The organism is Streptococcus nasisuis (assembly GCF_040836615.1).
Classification (GTDB): domain Bacteria; phylum Bacillota; class Bacilli; order Lactobacillales; family Streptococcaceae; genus Streptococcus; species Streptococcus suis_V.
Genome location: NZ_CP162268.1, coordinates 1,584,256 through 1,600,038, shown reverse-complemented (window position 1 = coordinate 1,600,038; position 15,783 = coordinate 1,584,256). Strand labels below are relative to the sequence as shown.

Here is a 15,783-nt window from a genome sequence, read left to right as displayed (position 1 = left end):
GAGTGAAATATGGCAGGTTCTCTCAATGAAATCAAGACAAAAATTACATCAACTAAGAAAACCAGTCAAATCACAGGTGCCATGCAGATGGTTTCGGCCTCAAAATTAGCTAAGTCAGAGCAACTAGCCCAATCCTTCCAGATTTACGCTAGCAAGGTTCGTCAGATTACAACGGACTTGTTGCATGGTGAATTGGTTGCATCTGATACTAGCCACCCTATGTTGCTCCGCCGTCCGATTCAAAAATCAGGCTATATCGTCATTACATCCGATAGTGGCCTCAAAGGATCTTATAATTCTAGTATCCTGAAGGCTGTTATGGGCATGATTGATCAAGACCATGACTCACCGGATGAGTATGCCATTATTGCTATCGGCAGTATGGGTGCGGATTTTTTCCGTGCGCGTGGTATCAATCCTGTCTTTGAATTGCGGGGAATTGCTGATAATCCTAGCTTTGAAGAAGTTCAAAAAATCATTTCCAAGTCTGTTGAAATGTACAAAAATGAACTGTTTGATGAATTGTATGTTTGTTACAACCACCATGTCAATAGCTTGACCAGTCAGGTTCGTGTGCAGCAGATGTTGCCAGTAGAAGATTTGGACTATCATGAAACAGATGGCTACACAGCTACCTTTGAGTTAGAGCCAAATCGTGAAGTGATTTTGGAACAGCTCTTGACCCAGTATGCAGAATCAACCATTTATGGTGCTATTTTGGATGCTAAGACGGCTGAGAATGCGGCTGGTATGACAGCTATGCAAACTGCGACAGACAATGCAAAAAATGTCATCAATGATTTGACCATTCAATACAACAGGGCTCGTCAGGCTGCAATCACGCAAGAAATTACAGAGATTGTAGCAGGCGCATCAGCCCTTTAGTAGTTTTACTCGGACAAATCAAATTTCAGTAGACGACTAGATAGGAACCTAGTTTGAGTTTGATTGATTTGGGTAAAGATTAGAAATAGAGGAAATAAGATGAGTTCAGGCAAAATTACTCAGGTTGTCGGACCCGTTGTAGACGTTGCGTTTGCAGCTGAGGACAAACTACCTGAGATTAACAACGCACTGGTTGTATATAAAAATGATGACTCCAAACAGAAAGTTGTGCTTGAAGTTGCTTTGGAGTTGGGCGATGGTGTTGTTCGGACTATCGCTATGGAGTCGACAGATGGTTTGACTCGTGGTATGGAAGTCTTGGACACCGGTCGTCCCATTTCTGTGCCAGTTGGTAAGGAAACCTTGGGTCGTGTTTTCAACGTTCTTGGTGATACCATTGATTTAGATGAGCCTTTTGCAGAAGATGCAGAACGTGAACCGATTCATAAGAAGGCACCAACCTTTGATGAATTGTCTACTTCCAATGAAATCTTGGAGACAGGTATCAAGGTTATTGACCTCTTGGCCCCTTATTTGAAAGGTGGTAAGGTCGGTCTCTTCGGTGGTGCCGGGGTTGGTAAGACAGTTCTTATCCAAGAATTGATTCACAACATCGCCCAGGAACACGGTGGTATCTCTGTATTTACCGGAGTTGGCGAACGGACCCGTGAGGGAAATGACCTTTACTGGGAAATGAAAGAGTCTGGCGTTATTGAAAAAACAGCCATGGTCTTTGGTCAGATGAATGAGCCACCTGGTGCGCGGATGCGTGTCGCTCTGACTGGTTTGACCATTGCGGAATACTTCCGTGATGTTGAAGGTCAGGATGTTCTCTTGTTCATCGACAACATTTTCCGTTTCACGCAGGCCGGTTCAGAAGTTTCGGCCCTTCTCGGTCGGATGCCGTCTGCCGTTGGTTACCAACCAACTTTGGCGACAGAAATGGGTCAATTGCAGGAACGGATTACGTCAACGAAGAAAGGTTCGGTTACTTCTATCCAGGCGATTTACGTACCAGCTGATGACTATACGGATCCGGCTCCAGCAACAGCCTTTGCCCACTTGGATTCGACAACTAACTTGGAGCGTAAATTGACCCAATTGGGTATCTATCCAGCCGTTGATCCGTTGGCATCGTCATCTCGTGCCCTGGCTCCTGAAGTTGTAGGAGAAGAGCACTATCAGGTAGCAATGGAAGTCAAACGTGTCCTACAACGCTACCAGGAATTGCAAGATATCATTGCCATTCTCGGTATGGATGAATTGTCAGATGAGGAGAAGACCTTGGTTGGTCGCGCTCGTCGTATCCAATTCTTCCTATCACAAAACTTCAACGTTGCCGAGCAGTTTACTGGTATGCCAGGTTCTTATGTACCGGTTGAGGAGACTGTCAAGGGCTTCAAGGAAATCTTGGATGGTAAACATGACCATTTGCCAGAAGATGCCTTCCGAAATGTTGGTTCCATTGAAGATGTCGTTGCCAAGGCTGCTAAAATGAGATTTTAGAGGTGGCTTATGGAACAAATGACTGTTCAAATCGTGACACCTGATGGTATCAAGTATGACCACCATGCTGCTTTTATTCTGGTAAAAACTCCTGAAGGCGAAATGGGTATCTACCCTGGCCACGAAGAACTGATTGCTGTACTGGAAATTGATGAAATCAAGGTTCGTCGTATTGACGATGAAAACCACGTTGACTGGATTGCTGTCAACGGTGGTATTATCGAGGTAAATAAAAACCAGATTACGGTCGTTTCGGATTCTGCTGAGCGGGAGCGGGACATTGATATTAGTCGGGCTGAACGGGCTAAATTGCGAGCCGAGCGTGAATTGCAAGAAGCGCAGACGACCCAAAATGCTGACTTGGAGAAACGGGCGACCGTTGCCCTCCAACGGGCTATCAACCGTATCCGTGTAGGGAAACACTAATAATAACTAGGAGACTGGACTTAAGTTCGGTCTCTTTCCTTTTTTCGTGGTATAATGGAAACATGGTGACATCAATTTTACAATTATTAAGTCATATACTTTTTATCTATTTGGCCCATCATCTTCTGGTGACAACCGTTGATTGGGCACGTTGGCTCAAGGTGACAGGAGACAATCAGCCAAAAATTAACTTGCTGATTTTATTTCTTGCAATTGCCCTGGGCTACCTGGTATCGACCTTCTTCCTGGAGTTAGTGATCATAGGTCGGTCTTTCAGTACGAATTTTGCATAAAGTAGAGGAATTTCATGGATAAGATTATTGTTCGAGGTCAGAAAGCTGCTCTCAAAGGTCAGGTTGAAATCGAAGGGGCTAAAAATGCAGTCTTGCCACTCTTGGCGGCTACTGTTTTAGCAAAAAATGGTCAATCTCGTTTTACCCAGGTGCCGATTTTGTCTGATGTTTATACCATGAATAATGTGGTTCGTGGTCTCGGTGTTCGTGTTAAGTTTGATGAGGAGACTAAGACGGTCGATATTGATGCGACCGGTAAGTTGAGCTCAGAAACCCCTTACAAGTACGTCAGTCAGATGCGGGCTTCGATTGTTATTTTGGGCCCAATATTAGCGCGAAATGGCTATGCCAAGGTGTCTATGCCTGGTGGCTGCACCATTGGTAGCCGGCCGATTGACTTGCATCTCAAGGGTTTGCAGGCCATGGGCGCAAAAATCAAGCAACGGGCTGGTTATATCGAGGCTACAGCTGAGCGTTTGCAGGGGACGATGATTTACCTTGATTTCCCAAGTGTCGGCGCTACTCAAAACCTGATGATGGCTGCTACTCTAGCCAATGGAACGACTGTTTTGGAAAATGCTGCGCGGGAGCCAGAAATCGTTGACTTGGCTAACTTCCTCAATAAGATGGGGGCTAAGGTTAAGGGAGCTGGTACGGAAACGGTGACCATTCACGGAGTGGAGGAATTGACTGGTGCAGAGCATCCTGTTGTTCAGGACCGTATTGAGGCAGGTACCTTTATGGTGGCTGCTGCCATGACTGGTGGTGATGTCCTGGTCAAAGACGCCGTCTGGGAGCACAATCGTCCACTTATTTCTAAAATGCTTGAAATGGGTGTGGAAGTGACAGAAGAGGATGCAGGTATTCGTGTGCGTTCGCAGGTTGAACAACTCAAGCCTGTGACAGTCAAAACCATGCCACATCCAGGATTTCCTACGGACATGCAGGCTCAATTTACGGCTTTGATGGCCGTTGCCAAAGGTGAGTCAACCATGATTGAGACTGTTTTTGAAAATCGTTTCCAGCACCTGGAAGAAATGCGCCGGATGGACGTTGTTTCAGAAATCTTGCGGGATACAGCGATTATCACTGGTGGTCAGCCAATTCAAGGTGCTGAAGTTATGTCGACTGATTTGCGGGCCAGTGCTGCTCTGATTCTAGCTGGACTTGTTGCTGAAGGTGAAACTATTGTTGGCCGTCTCAGTCATCTGGACAGGGGGTACTATCGTTTCCATGAGAAATTAGCTAGATTGGGAGCGGATATTGAGCGCGTGAGTGGAGAAGTAGAAAATGGATAAAGAACAGTTTGGGTATATCAAAAAACAATTATTGATTGTCTTGCTGGTCATCTTGGCCATGTTCCTTCTGTTTGCAGTGGGTTTGATGATTGGCTATGGCGTCATTGGTGACGGTGACAATATTTGGTCTGTCCTGTCGCCTGAAAAATGGCAGGAATTGATTAATAAATTTACAGGGAAGTAGGGTAGCCTACTTTCTTTTTGGAGAAATGATGAATAATAAAACGAAAAAACTGTCGACTAGTTTGCTGAGCCTGCTGGTGACTATTTTGGTGGTCGGTGGAGGTTACTTTTTTAATCAGCCGTCATCTACAAGTCAGGATTTGTCCTACTATGTCAATCAGTCCAGTGCAAGTCAATCAACACCCGACAAGGAGTTGGCGTCCAGTGTATTAACGGATGAGGCCAAGAAACAACTGGGTGGCTCTATCCAATGGAATGGGGCCGGTGCCTTCATTATCAATAATAATAAAACCAACTTGGATGCGTCAGTTTCCAGTATGCCTTATGCGGATAATAAGACCAAGCGGGTGCAGGGCGAGGAGATTCCAACTATCGCTAATGCCCTCATGGCTAAATCTACGCGTCAGTACAAGGACCGTGATCAGATAGGCCAAGGGCGAACCTCCTGGACGCCGGCTGGTTGGCATCAGGTTCATGATTTGCCAGGAGAATACGACCATGCGGTGGACCGTGGGCACTTGCTGGGTTATGCCTTGATTGGTGGCTTAGACGGATTTGACGCCTCAACCAGCAATCCCAAGAATATTGCCACTCAAACGGCCTGGTCCAATCAGGCCTATGAGGATTATTCTACTGGGCAAAACTACTATGAAACAAAAGTCCGCAGGGCCTTGGACAAGAACAAACGTGTCCGCTACCGTGTCACACTGATCTATGCGGATGATGATGACCTGCTTGCTCTAGGAAGTCACCTGGAGGCTAAATCGTCAGACGGTAGCCTGGAATTCAACGTCTTTGTGCCAAATGTCCAGAGCGGACTCAGTATCAACTACCATAGTGGTGAGATCACGGTGAATGAGTAAATAATCAGATGAATTCCTTCTTGATAAATCAAATATATCAGACGATTTTCGTAGAGAATCGTCTTTTTTTGCAATAAATTTAAAATATTTGCAAAAATAGTTGACAAATCATCTGATGAATATTAGAATATAATTATAGAAAACGCTTACGACTTTGTCGTAGAAAAATTTAGGAGGACTTTCCGATGGAAAAACATGTTGAGCAACGTGTCGAAGACGTTACTTATAACAAGGCTAAATTATGGCAGATTATATTGTTTGCAATGAATAATTCGTCGACCAATATCTACTTAGTTGCCTTCACTTTTGTGACTTATTTATCGACAGGGGTACTTGGTTTAGCAGCCCTGTTTGTTAGTCAGCTGATGGGCTATATTCGTATCTTTGATGGTTTCATCGATCCTACAATCGGAGTTATCATTGATAAAACGGATACAAAGTTTGGTAAATATCGTCCTATTTTGGTTTTAGGGAATATTATCACAGCTTCCTCGCTCTTTATGATGTTAGGCTTAAGTGGAATTAGCGAAAATTTGCGTCTACCATTGTTCCTAGTTGTTTTAATTATTCATAAAATTGGTTATTCGTTGCAACAAACGATTACTAAAGCAGGGCAAGTTGCGCTTACCAATGATCCAAAACAACGTCCGATTTTTAACATTGTTGATGGTATCGCCACAACTGTGTTGATGACTGGTAGCCAAGTAGTCGTGTCAGGAACCTTGGTTCCAAAACATGGTGGGTTTACCCCGGGATTCTTCCAAGAGTTGTTCCTTGGTGTAGTCATTATTTCAGCTGTTCTTGGTATTCTTGCTATTATCGGTATTTGGGAAAAAGACAATAAGAAATATTTTGGTCTTGGTGAGAAGACACAAGAAACGAAGTTGAAGGATTACTGGAAAGTCATCAAAGGAAACAAACCTTTGCAGGTTCTTTCAATTTCTGCAGCCTTTGTAAAATTTGTTGCTCAACTGTTTGGAGATTCCGTTATCGGGGTTATGCTGTATGGTATTATCTTCGGTGACTATGCTCTTTCTGGAAAAATGTCTATGCTGTTGATTTTGCCAGGTATTCTTGTAACAGTTGGTGCTGCGCAATTGGCTCGTCGTAAAGGTTTACGCTTTGCCTATATTACAGCGCTTCAACTTGGGATTGCTGGTCTTGTGACTTTGGCAGCGATGCTCCTTTCAGCTAAACCAGGTATGTTGGATTTGACAAATTGGAATCTCTACACAATCGGCTTCTTTGTTGTTTATATCATTGCTCGCTACGCATCTAGTGCTCCATCTGGTTTGGTATTGACTATGGGTGCGGATATTACAGACTATGAAACTTCAGTATCTGGTCGTTACTTGTCAGGTATGATTGGGACTATCTTCTCATTGACAGACTCAATTGCTTCTTCATTTGCCCCAATGGTTGTTGGATTTGTATTAGCAGCGATTGGTTTTGGCAAAGAGTACCCAACCGTTGAAACAGCATTCTCAACAGATTTGAGAATGGCACTGATTGTCCTATTGACAGTGATTCCTGTAGTGGTTTTGAGTCTATCCTTGTTCTTGATGAAATTCTACAAACTTGATCGTGAAGAAATGGCTCGTATTCAAGAGAAAATCCATGTTATGAAAGCGGCAAAAGATGAGGAACGTGTGCGTGCAATCGCGAAAAATGTTCCATTATCTGATATGGATTATGTAGATGTTACTCAATATAAGGTTGATCAATACGACGATAAATAATACAATAGCTGACCTAGTTGGAGGAGTCCAGCTGGGTCTTTCATCTAGGAGGCAGTATGAAGAAAATTTTGGCTTTTGGGGAAGTTTTATTGCGGCTATCTCCTCCGCAGTATCAAACTTTGACACAGGCATCTAGTTTAGAATGTCAATTTGGTGGCTCAGAGTTGAATGTTTTAGCCAGCTTGGCTCAGCTGGGGCATTCAGTTGAGTTGGTGACGGCACTGCCTAAGAATGAAGTGGGAAAAATGGCAGAACACTTTCTCTTTGCACGGCAGATTGGACAGAAGCATCTGATTCGAAAAGAGGGAAGGCTGGGGCTTTATTATTATCAAAAGGGCTTCTCTCTTAGACCTAGCCAGGTGACCTACGACCGTGATTATTCTGCTTTCAGCTTATCCAAGGAAGAAGATTATGATTTGGAAGGTATGTTTGACGGTGTCGATTGGTTTCATGTCAGTGGTATAACGATCGCTTTGAATCCAGATATTTATCGCCTAGCTTTTCGCTTAATGGAGATAGCAAAGGCGCAGGGTGTCAAGGTTTCCTTTGACTTGAATTATCGCGAAAGTTTGTGGTCTTCTTTTGAAGAAGCAAGGGAAAAACTATCTCCCTTTGTGCAATTGGCAGATATCTGCTTTGGCCTAGAGCCTATTCAACTTTTAGATGAATCTGGAAAAGATCTGAAGGATGAATTGGGGTTGAAGCGCCCTTATGAAAATAAAGAAGTCTTGTTGGCGGTGGTTAAAGGTCTGGCGGAGACTTATTCTTTGCAGGGGCTTGCTTTTACCCAGAGGGAAATGACCTACAATAATGAATATTTGCTGAAGGCATACTTGTATCAAGGTGGTATTCTTTATGAAACGGAAAAAGAATCCATTCAAGTTTTGGACCGTGTTGGGACAGGCGATGCCTTTACAGCAGGAATTATTTTGGGTCATTTGCAGGAAAAATCTCCACGGGAAATACTCGACTTGGGGATGGCTAGTTTTCAATTCAAACATACCATTGAAGGGGACGTCAATATCATCAGTCAATCTGATATTGATTTGTTATTGAAAAAAGGGTCAAGTGAAATAAAACGATAGAAAGAAGGAAGAAGTATGTTATATCCAATTCAAACAAAAACACGTTCAGTTTATTCTTTAAATGGAATATGGAAATTTAAGCAAGGACAAAATGATGCTCATACTCTGTTAGATACAGATGATGTAATGGTTGTACCAAGTTCTTTTAATGATCTTGTTGTCGATAAGGAAAAGCGTCGTTTTGTCGGAGATAATTGGTATGAACTGATGGTAGCTCTTCCGGTAGTAGCTGATGATGAAGAGTTGGTTGTACGCTTTGGTTCGGTGACACATCAGGCCAAAGTCTATGCAGATGGTCAGCTAATTGGGGAGCACAAGGGTGGTTTCACACCTTTTGAATGCTTGATTCCATCAAACTTATACGATGCTGACCAATTCCGTTTGACGGTTTGTGCCAATAATGAACTAAATTATACAACCCTCCCAGTAGGGAATTATAGTGAAGAAGTGGATGAGAATGGCCAAATTGTAAAGACTGTTAAGGAAAATTTTGACTTTTTCAACTATGCTGGTATCCAGCGGACGGTTCATCTCTATAAACGTCCAAAAAATAGGATTGAAGATATTGTTATTCGGACAGAGCTAAATCAAGATTTGACTCAGGCGGTAGTAAATGTTGATGTGAAGGCAGTTGGTTACTATGATTCAATTTGTATTCATATTTTAGATCAAGAGGGACAGGAAGTGGGGGTTCTTGAAAATGGACAAATGGTCATTGAACATCCACGCCTTTGGGAGGTCTTGGATGCCTATCTCTATACTGCTAAAGTTGAATTATTTGACGGAGAAAACTTGTTAGATACCTACTCAGAACAATTTGGTATTCGTAGTGTAGCAGTTGAAAATGGGCAATTTTTCATCAATGGAAAACCTTTCTATTTCAAGGGATTTGGTAAACATGAAGATACCTTTATTAATGGTCGTGGTTTCAATGAAGCAGCCAATCTGATGGATTTGAATTTGCTTAAAGATATTGGAGCAAATTCCTTTAGGACATCTCATTATCCCTATTCTGAGGAAATGATGCGACTGGCAGATCGTTTGGGAATTGTCGTCCTTGATGAAGTGCCAGCAGTTGGCCTGTTCCAGCTTTTCAATGCAGCCTTGAATTTGACAGGTGATTCTGAAGAGGTAAAAAGCACATGGGAAGTTATGCAAACCAAGGAGGCTCATGAGCTGGTGATTGATGAATTGATAGCGCGTGATAAGAATCATCCTTCTGTAGTGATGTGGGTCGTTGCCAATGAGCCGGCAGGGCATGAAAAGGGAGCACGTGCTTACTTTGAACCTCTGATTCAGCGCATGAGGGATAGGGATCCGTCTAAGCGTCCTGTGACCTTGGTCAATATTATGACAGCAACGCCTGATAAGGATGAGGTTATGGATTTGGTTGATGTTGTCTGTCTCAATCGTTACTATGGTTGGTATGTTGCTCATGGTGACTTGAAGGCTGCGGAGAAGGGACTTCGTAAGGAATTAGAGACTTGGCAGGAGCTATATCCAGACAAGCCGATTTTGATTACGGAATATGGTGCAGACACTCTTCCGGGTTTGCATTCGATGTGGGATATTCCTTATACAGAGGAATTTCAGGTGGATTACTACGATATGAACCATAGAGTCTTTGATTCAATTCCTAATTTAGTTGGTGAACAAGTCTGGAATTTTGCGGATTTTGAAACCACGGTTGGACTCATTCGTATTCAAGGAAACCATAAAGGATTATTCTCAAGAAATAGACAACCCAAACAAATTGTAAGAGAAATCAAGAAACGTTGGACTGCCATTCCAAACTACCATTATAAGAGGAAATGAGCTATAATAGTAGCAAATAGAAAGTTGTAATGGAGGACCAAGCACATGGCGAAACCCTTGGTAGAAAAAGCATCGGAACGCTTATTGGAATTGATTTTGGAAAGAGGATATGAAGTTGGTGATAAGCTTCCAAATGAGTATGAATTGGCCCAAGATTTAGAAGTTGGACGTTCGACTGTTCGTGAAGCTGTTCGAAGTTTGGCTACTCGAAATATTCTGGAGGTGCGCCAAGGGTCGGGAACTTACATCAGTTCCAAAAAAGGAGTATCTGAGGATCCTTTAGGTTTCTCTTTGGTCAGAGACCGTGTGAAGTTGACGACAGATTTGTTTGAAGTGCGGTATTTGCTTGAACCGAGAATTGCGGAGCGTGTTGCACAGTTTGCTTCAGATGAAGATATTGCTCGACTAGAAGAAATTGTCCTTGCTATTGAAGAGGCGGTAGCTGCTGGAGATTCGAAGCATCTAGAATTGGATGTACAATTCCACTGTATGTTAGCTGAGATGAGTGGGAATCTGGCTATGACAAGTCTCATGCCTGTCATTAATCAATCTATTCATCTAATCAATGAAAATTATTCAAATCGTCAGATGAAATCGGATAGTCTACAGGCACATAGGAATATCTTAATGGCTATCAAACAACGCCATCCTGTTGCAGCATATGATAGCATGTTAGCGCATATTATAGCAGTAAGACAGGTTGTATTAAGTGAGTGGTTTGGTAAAGATATGACCATGCATGGTCTCAATGATCATAAATAGAAATACAAAATAGACTGCCCAGAATAATTTTCTGGGTATTTTTTTGCATTTTTCTTGACAAATCATCTGACGAATTATATACTATAACTATGAATGACAACGCTTTCTAATTGGAGGTCAAGATGTTAAAGCAATTAAAAGAAAATTACTTTTTTGCAGTGATTCGCGGAAAAGATGAAGAAGATGCGAAAGAAATCGCTCGCCATGCGATTTTGGGAGGTATTCGAAATATTGAAATTACATTTTCGACTCCAAATGCAGCGACAGTTATCAAAGAATTACAAGAAGAGTTCTCAGACGATTCTTCCGTAGTCATCGGGGCGGGAACTGTGATGAATCTTAAGCTGGCACAAGCGGCCATTGATGCAGGTGCTAGTTTCCTGGTTAGTCCTCATTTTGATAAAGAAATTCAAGACTTGGCGCAAGAGGCTGAGGTATTCTACTTCCCAGGCTGTGCAACTGCAACAGAGATTGTCACAGCTAGTCAGGCGGGATGTCCTATTATCAAGCTTTTCCCTGGTGGTGTCTTGGGTCCTGGATTTATCAAGGATATTCACGGCCCTGTGCCCCAAGTGGATTTGATGCCTTCTGGCGGAGTTTCAGTTGATAATGTTGCAGATTGGAAAAAGGCAGGCGCTTGTGCTGTTGGAGTCGGTTCGGCTCTGGCAAGTCGAGTGCAGGCTGAAGGATATGAAAGTGTAACGACGATTGCTCGCAGTTTTGTTGCAGCTTTGGAGGGATGAAATGAGTTTTAATGACAAAAACTTTATGCTAAAAAACGAGCCGGCTAAGGAGCTTTACAGGAAAATAGCAGAGCTTCCTATCTATGATTTCCATTGTCATCTGGATCCGAAGGAAATTTTTGAAGATAAGGTTTATGGAGATATTGTTGATCTGTGGTTGGGGGGTGATCATTATAAGTGGCGCTTGATGCGGGCTAATGGTATCTCAGAAGAAGAAATCACAGGTTCTGCAAGTAAACTAGATAAGTTTAAAGCCTGGGCAAGAACCTTGGAACGGGCTTTCGGAAATCCTCTCTATCATTGGAGTCATTTGGAATTGCGACAGGTTTTCGGTGTTGAGGAATTGTTGACCGAAGAAAATGCAGAGCGACTCTATCATCAACTCAATGCTTATTTGCAAGAACATCTAGTTAGTCCACGTAAGCTGATTGCGGATGCTAGGGTGACCTTTATTGGGACAACTGACCATCCTCTTGATAGTTTGGAATGGCATAAGCGCTTGGCTGAGGACTCAACGATAGATACTGTAGTGGCACCGACTTTCCGCCCAGATGAAGCCTTTATCGAGCATCGAAATTTCAATCCATTTATGAAACGCTTGGAGGCGGTAACAGGGGTAGCAGTAAGCGACTTTGCAAGTTTTGTAGAGGCACTTGGTCAGCGTGTTTCCTATTTTGCTCAACACGGTTGTCAGGCAAGTGACATCAGTTTTACGGCTATTTCATACGAAGAAGCAAGCCTTGAAGAGCTTGATGATATTTTACTAGCAAGACTTGCAGGTAAAGAGACTGGCCAATCCAGTATCAATAAATGGCAGACTGCCATTTTTAGAGAATTGTGTCGATTGTACAAGAAACATGGCTTTGTGACACAAGTTCACTTTGGTGCCTTACGGAACAACCATACCGGACTGTTTGAAAAACTTGGAGCAGATGTAGGTGTGGATTCGATTGGAGACCAGACATGCCTGACTGTGAATTTGAATCGTTTGTTAGATAACTTGGTCAAGGAAAATGCCCTTCCAAAAATGATTTGGTATAACCTGAATCCAAGCTATAACATCGCCCTAGCCAATACCTTGGCCAATTTCCAAGCTAATGAAGAAGGGCGCCGTAGTCAGCTGCAATTTGGTGCTGGTTGGTGGTTCAATGATACCAAGTTGGGCATGATTGACCAGATGGATGCTTATGCAGAACAGGGCATGCTTGCCAATTTTGTTGGCATGTTGACAGATTCGCGTAGCTTCCTGTCCTATCAACGGCACGATTATTTCAGACGGATTTTAGCGACCTATGTCGGACAATGGATTGTAGATGAGGAAGTGCCTGAAGACTATGAACGCTTAGGTCAGTTCGTAGAAGCCATATCCTATTACAATGCCAAAGAATTTTTTGAACAATAAAGGAGAGTAAATCATGAAAATGTCATTTCGATGGTACGGGAAAAAAGATCCTGTGACACTGGAAGAGATTAAAGCAATCCCTGGTATGCAGGGAATCGTAACGGCAGTCTACGATGTACCAGTTGGTCAAGCTTGGCCCCTTGAAAACATTCTAGAGCTGAAAAAAATGGTCGAAGAGGCAGGACTTGAAATTACTGTTATTGAATCCATTCCTGTCCATGAAGACATCAAACAAGGGAAGCCAAATCGTGATGCCTTAATCGAAAACTACAAAACTTCCATCCGTAATGTCGGGGCTGCAGGTATTCCAGTTGTATGCTACAATTTCATGCCTGTGTTTGACTGGACCCGTTCAGACTTGCACCACCCACTTCCAGATGGTTCAACCTCTTTAGCTTTCCTTAAATCTGATTTAGTAGGCGTTGATCCTGTGGCGGATGATTTGAACTTACCAGGTTGGGATTCGTCCTATTCCAAGGAAGAAATGAAGGCGATTATTGAAAATTATCGTCAGAATATTTCCGAAGAAGATTTATGGGCGAATTTGGAGTATTTCATCAAAGCGATTATACCAACGGCTGAGGAGGCTGGCGTCAAAATGGCCATTCACCCTGATGACCCTCCGTATGGAATTTTCGGATTGCCACGTATTATTACTGGACAAGAAGCCGTTGAACGATTTTTGAATCTCTATGATTCAGAGCACAATGGAATTACCATGTGTGTAGGATCCTATGCTTCTGATCCGAAAAATGATGTCCTTGCCATGACGGAATATGCTCTCAAACGCAATCGCATCAATTTTATGCATACGCGCAATGTGACGGCAGGTGCTTGGGGTTTCCAAGAAACAGCACATCTGTCACAGGCTGGTGACATTGACATGAACGCTGTTGTTAAATTATTGGTAGACTATGACTGGACTGGTGCCTTGCGTCCAGACCACGGTCGTCGTATCTGGGGAGACCAGACCAAGACACCTGGTTATGGTCTGTATGACCGAGCTCTTGGAGCAACCTACTTTAACGGTCTCTATGAAGCCAATATGCGAGCAGCAGGCAAGACACCAGATTTTGGAATTACAGTCAAAACAGTTGGAAATAAGGAGAACTAATATGTCACGTGTTATTGAGTTTAAGGAAAAGGTTGTTGTTATTACAGGTGCTGGAGGCGTTCTTTGTGGCTATTTGGCAAAAGAATTTGCTAAGGCAGGCGCAAAGGTTGCGCTTTTGGACTTAAATGAAGCTGCGGCTCAGGTCTTCGTTGATGAGATTGCAGCAGCAGGAGGCGTTGCGAAAGCCTATAAATCTAACGTTCTTTCTAAGGAAAATTTGGAAGAAGTTCGCCAGCAAGTCCTAGCAGATTTTGGTCCTGTAGATATTTTAATCAATGGTGCAGGTGGCAATAATCCCAAAGCGACAACGGACAATGAATTCCATGAGATTGGACTGCCAGCTGAGACCAAAACTTTCTTCGACTTGGATGAGGCGGGGATTAACTTTGTTTTCAATCTGAATTATCTAGGAACCTTATTGCCAACACAGGTCTTTTCACAGGATATGATCGGTCGCTCGGGAGCAAATATTATCAATATTTCCAGCATGAATGCCTTTACTCCTTTGACAAAAATTCCAGCCTATTCAGGTGCCAAGGCTGCTATTAGTAATTTTACCCAATGGTTAGCAGTCCATTTTTCAAAAGTTGGTATTCGTTGTAATGCGATTGCGCCTGGATTCTTGGTTACCAACCAAAACCGTGGTTTGCTATTTGACGAGTCAGGTCAACCGACCGCACGTGCCAACAAGATTTTGACCAATACACCAATGGGGCGGTTTGGTGAAGCGGAAGAGCTAGTCGGCGGAGTCTTCTTCTTGGCAGACGAGAATTTGGCAAGTTTTGTCAACGGTGTTGTTTTACCGATTGACGGTGGCTTCTCAGCCTATTCAGGAGTTTAATGATGAAAACGGAATACGTATTTTGTGTGGACTCTGATGGCTGTGCCATGGATACCATGACCTACAAACATAAGCTTTTCTTCGGCCCCTTAGCTGCGGAAGTTTTTGGTGTTGAAGATAAAGAACCGTTTTTAGCTGAATGGAATCGAGTCAATCTCTACTCACGAGAACGTGGCATTAACCGTTTTGTAGGCTTAGTTAAAGGCCTAGATTTTGCAGGTGTGACTGGTATAGATAACTTGAAAAATTGGGTCGCTACAACAGACTCTTTGTCAAATGCTTCTCTGGAAAGATTGATAGAGGAGCAGCCGTCAAAAGACTTGGAATTAGCTTTAGAATGGTCCAATCAAGTCAATCAAGCCATTAAGAAGTATAGTGGACCAGTTTTAGCCTTTATCGGCGTTCACAAGGGTTTGGAAAAACTGAGCCAGTTAGGAAAAGTCTACGTAGTTTCTTCAGCGAATAAGGAAGCGGTAGAAGAAGAATGGACTGACCAAGGTTTGCTGGACTTTGTTACAGAATTGTACTGTCAAGACCGTGGCAAGAAAGAAGATGCCATTAAACTGTTAATAGAGGAAGGGTATTGTCCTGATAAGATTATGATGATTGGTGACTCGCCTGGTGATTTGAAGGCGGCGGAACTCAATAATGTCCACTTCTATCCTATTTTAGTAGGACAAGAGATGCAATCTTGGGCGGATTTGACAGAAACGATTGCAGATGAATTTGCTCATCAAGCATTCACAGATGAGAAAGAAACAGAATTGATACAGGCATTTTGGAATAATTTAGACGACTAGAGAGAAGGGCTAGAGGCGCTATGCCCTC

At 43.0% G+C, this 15,783-nt stretch carries 16 protein-coding genes; all 16 read left to right on the top strand.

What is annotated here, in order from left to right; translation table 11 throughout:
- Positions 1 to 9 precede the first annotated feature (9 nt).
- Positions 10 to 885 (top strand): F0F1 ATP synthase subunit gamma, encoded by an 876-nt coding sequence (locus AB1F57_RS08100; protein ID WP_105137265.1) that lies wholly within the window; start codon positions 10 to 12, stop codon positions 883 to 885.
- A 99-nt stretch (positions 886 to 984) separates the two neighbouring features.
- On the top strand, positions 985 to 2,391 hold the full coding sequence (gene atpD, locus AB1F57_RS08095) for a F0F1 ATP synthase subunit beta (protein WP_105111679.1): 1,407 nt from the start codon (positions 985 to 987) through the stop codon (positions 2,389 to 2,391).
- A 9-nt stretch (positions 2,392 to 2,400) separates the two neighbouring features.
- Positions 2,401 to 2,817, top strand: coding sequence for a F0F1 ATP synthase subunit epsilon (locus AB1F57_RS08090; protein WP_105111680.1), 417 nt, complete (start codon positions 2,401 to 2,403; stop codon positions 2,815 to 2,817).
- Between the two features lie 62 nt (positions 2,818 to 2,879).
- Entirely contained in the window at positions 2,880 to 3,110 is a 231-nt protein-coding gene (locus AB1F57_RS08085) for a DUF1146 family protein (RefSeq protein WP_105111681.1), read from the top strand.
- A gap of 14 nt (positions 3,111 to 3,124) precedes the next feature.
- Entirely contained in the window at positions 3,125 to 4,408 is a 1,284-nt protein-coding gene (gene murA, locus AB1F57_RS08080; RefSeq protein WP_105137264.1) for a UDP-N-acetylglucosamine 1-carboxyvinyltransferase, read from the top strand.
- Positions 4,401 to 4,592: a DNA-directed RNA polymerase subunit beta gene (locus tag AB1F57_RS08075; protein WP_105111683.1), complete on the top strand. Its 192-nt coding sequence runs from the start codon at positions 4,401 to 4,403 to the stop codon at positions 4,590 to 4,592. The genes murA and AB1F57_RS08075 overlap by 8 nt, the downstream gene beginning before the upstream one ends.
- Positions 4,593 to 4,620: 28 nt before the next feature.
- Entirely contained in the window at positions 4,621 to 5,454 is an 834-nt protein-coding gene (locus AB1F57_RS08070) for a DNA/RNA non-specific endonuclease (RefSeq protein ID WP_367985594.1), read from the top strand.
- Between the two features lie 185 nt (positions 5,455 to 5,639).
- Positions 5,640 to 7,193: an MFS transporter gene (locus AB1F57_RS08065; RefSeq protein ID WP_105137261.1), complete on the top strand. Its 1,554-nt coding sequence runs from the start codon at positions 5,640 to 5,642 to the stop codon at positions 7,191 to 7,193.
- Between the two features lie 56 nt (positions 7,194 to 7,249).
- Positions 7,250 to 8,278, top strand: coding sequence for a sugar kinase (locus AB1F57_RS08060; protein ID WP_105137260.1), 1,029 nt, complete (start codon positions 7,250 to 7,252; stop codon positions 8,276 to 8,278).
- Between the two features lie 15 nt (positions 8,279 to 8,293).
- Positions 8,294 to 10,093 (top strand): beta-glucuronidase, encoded by a 1,800-nt coding sequence (gene uidA / locus AB1F57_RS08055; RefSeq protein WP_105137259.1) that lies wholly within the window; start codon positions 8,294 to 8,296, stop codon positions 10,091 to 10,093.
- A gap of 45 nt (positions 10,094 to 10,138) precedes the next feature.
- Positions 10,139 to 10,855, top strand: coding sequence for a FadR/GntR family transcriptional regulator (locus tag AB1F57_RS08050; protein ID WP_105137258.1), 717 nt, complete (start codon positions 10,139 to 10,141; stop codon positions 10,853 to 10,855).
- Between the two features lie 122 nt (positions 10,856 to 10,977).
- The gene (locus AB1F57_RS08045; protein WP_105137257.1) at positions 10,978 to 11,598 is read left to right on the top strand and encodes a bifunctional 4-hydroxy-2-oxoglutarate aldolase/2-dehydro-3-deoxy-phosphogluconate aldolase; all 621 of its coding nucleotides are present in this window, start codon (positions 10,978 to 10,980) and stop codon (positions 11,596 to 11,598) included.
- Position 11,599: 1 nt separating this feature from the next.
- Positions 11,600 to 13,000, top strand: a complete 1,401-nt coding sequence (gene uxaC, locus AB1F57_RS08040) for a glucuronate isomerase (RefSeq protein ID WP_105137256.1) — start codon at positions 11,600 to 11,602, stop codon at positions 12,998 to 13,000.
- A 13-nt stretch (positions 13,001 to 13,013) separates the two neighbouring features.
- The gene (locus AB1F57_RS08035; RefSeq protein WP_105137255.1) at positions 13,014 to 14,114 is read left to right on the top strand and encodes a mannonate dehydratase; all 1,101 of its coding nucleotides are present in this window, start codon (positions 13,014 to 13,016) and stop codon (positions 14,112 to 14,114) included.
- 1 nt (position 14,115) lies between these two features.
- A complete protein-coding gene (locus AB1F57_RS08030; protein WP_367985593.1) occupies positions 14,116 to 14,955 on the top strand; it encodes an SDR family oxidoreductase in 840 nt (279 codons plus the stop codon).
- Complete coding sequence (locus tag AB1F57_RS08025) at positions 14,955 to 15,755, top strand: HAD family hydrolase (RefSeq protein ID WP_367985592.1); 801 nt, start codon at positions 14,955 to 14,957, stop codon at positions 15,753 to 15,755. Before AB1F57_RS08030 ends, AB1F57_RS08025 begins: the two co-directional genes overlap by 1 nt.
- Positions 15,756 to 15,783: the final 28 nt, after the last annotated feature.

Bases quoted from the DNA above. Each gene is read 5' to 3' on its own strand.
- AB1F57_RS08075 (WP_105111683.1), top strand. From the start codon at position 4,401: ATGGATAAAGAACAGTTTGGGTATATCAAAAAACAATTATTGATTGTC.
- AB1F57_RS08025 (WP_367985592.1), top strand. From the start codon at position 14,955: ATGATGAAAACGGAATACGTATTTTGTGTGGACTCTGATGGCTGTGCC.
- AB1F57_RS08060 (WP_105137260.1), top strand. From the start codon at position 7,250: ATGAAGAAAATTTTGGCTTTTGGGGAAGTTTTATTGCGGCTATCTCCT.
- AB1F57_RS08045 (WP_105137257.1), top strand. From the start codon at position 10,978: ATGTTAAAGCAATTAAAAGAAAATTACTTTTTTGCAGTGATTCGCGGA.
- AB1F57_RS08035 (WP_105137255.1), top strand. From the start codon at position 13,014: ATGAAAATGTCATTTCGATGGTACGGGAAAAAAGATCCTGTGACACTG.
- murA (WP_105137264.1), top strand. From the start codon at position 3,125: ATGGATAAGATTATTGTTCGAGGTCAGAAAGCTGCTCTCAAAGGTCAG.
- uxaC (WP_105137256.1), top strand. From the start codon at position 11,600: ATGAGTTTTAATGACAAAAACTTTATGCTAAAAAACGAGCCGGCTAAG.
- AB1F57_RS08065 (WP_105137261.1), top strand. From the start codon at position 5,640: ATGGAAAAACATGTTGAGCAACGTGTCGAAGACGTTACTTATAACAAG.
- AB1F57_RS08100 (WP_105137265.1), top strand. From the start codon at position 10: ATGGCAGGTTCTCTCAATGAAATCAAGACAAAAATTACATCAACTAAG.
- AB1F57_RS08070 (WP_367985594.1), top strand. From the start codon at position 4,621: ATGAATAATAAAACGAAAAAACTGTCGACTAGTTTGCTGAGCCTGCTG.
- AB1F57_RS08090 (WP_105111680.1), top strand. From the start codon at position 2,401: ATGGAACAAATGACTGTTCAAATCGTGACACCTGATGGTATCAAGTAT.
- uidA (WP_105137259.1), top strand. From the start codon at position 8,294: ATGTTATATCCAATTCAAACAAAAACACGTTCAGTTTATTCTTTAAAT.
- AB1F57_RS08050 (WP_105137258.1), top strand. From the start codon at position 10,139: ATGGCGAAACCCTTGGTAGAAAAAGCATCGGAACGCTTATTGGAATTG.
- AB1F57_RS08030 (WP_367985593.1), top strand. From the start codon at position 14,116: ATGTCACGTGTTATTGAGTTTAAGGAAAAGGTTGTTGTTATTACAGGT.
- AB1F57_RS08085 (WP_105111681.1), top strand. From the start codon at position 2,880: ATGGTGACATCAATTTTACAATTATTAAGTCATATACTTTTTATCTAT.
- atpD (WP_105111679.1), top strand. From the start codon at position 985: ATGAGTTCAGGCAAAATTACTCAGGTTGTCGGACCCGTTGTAGACGTT.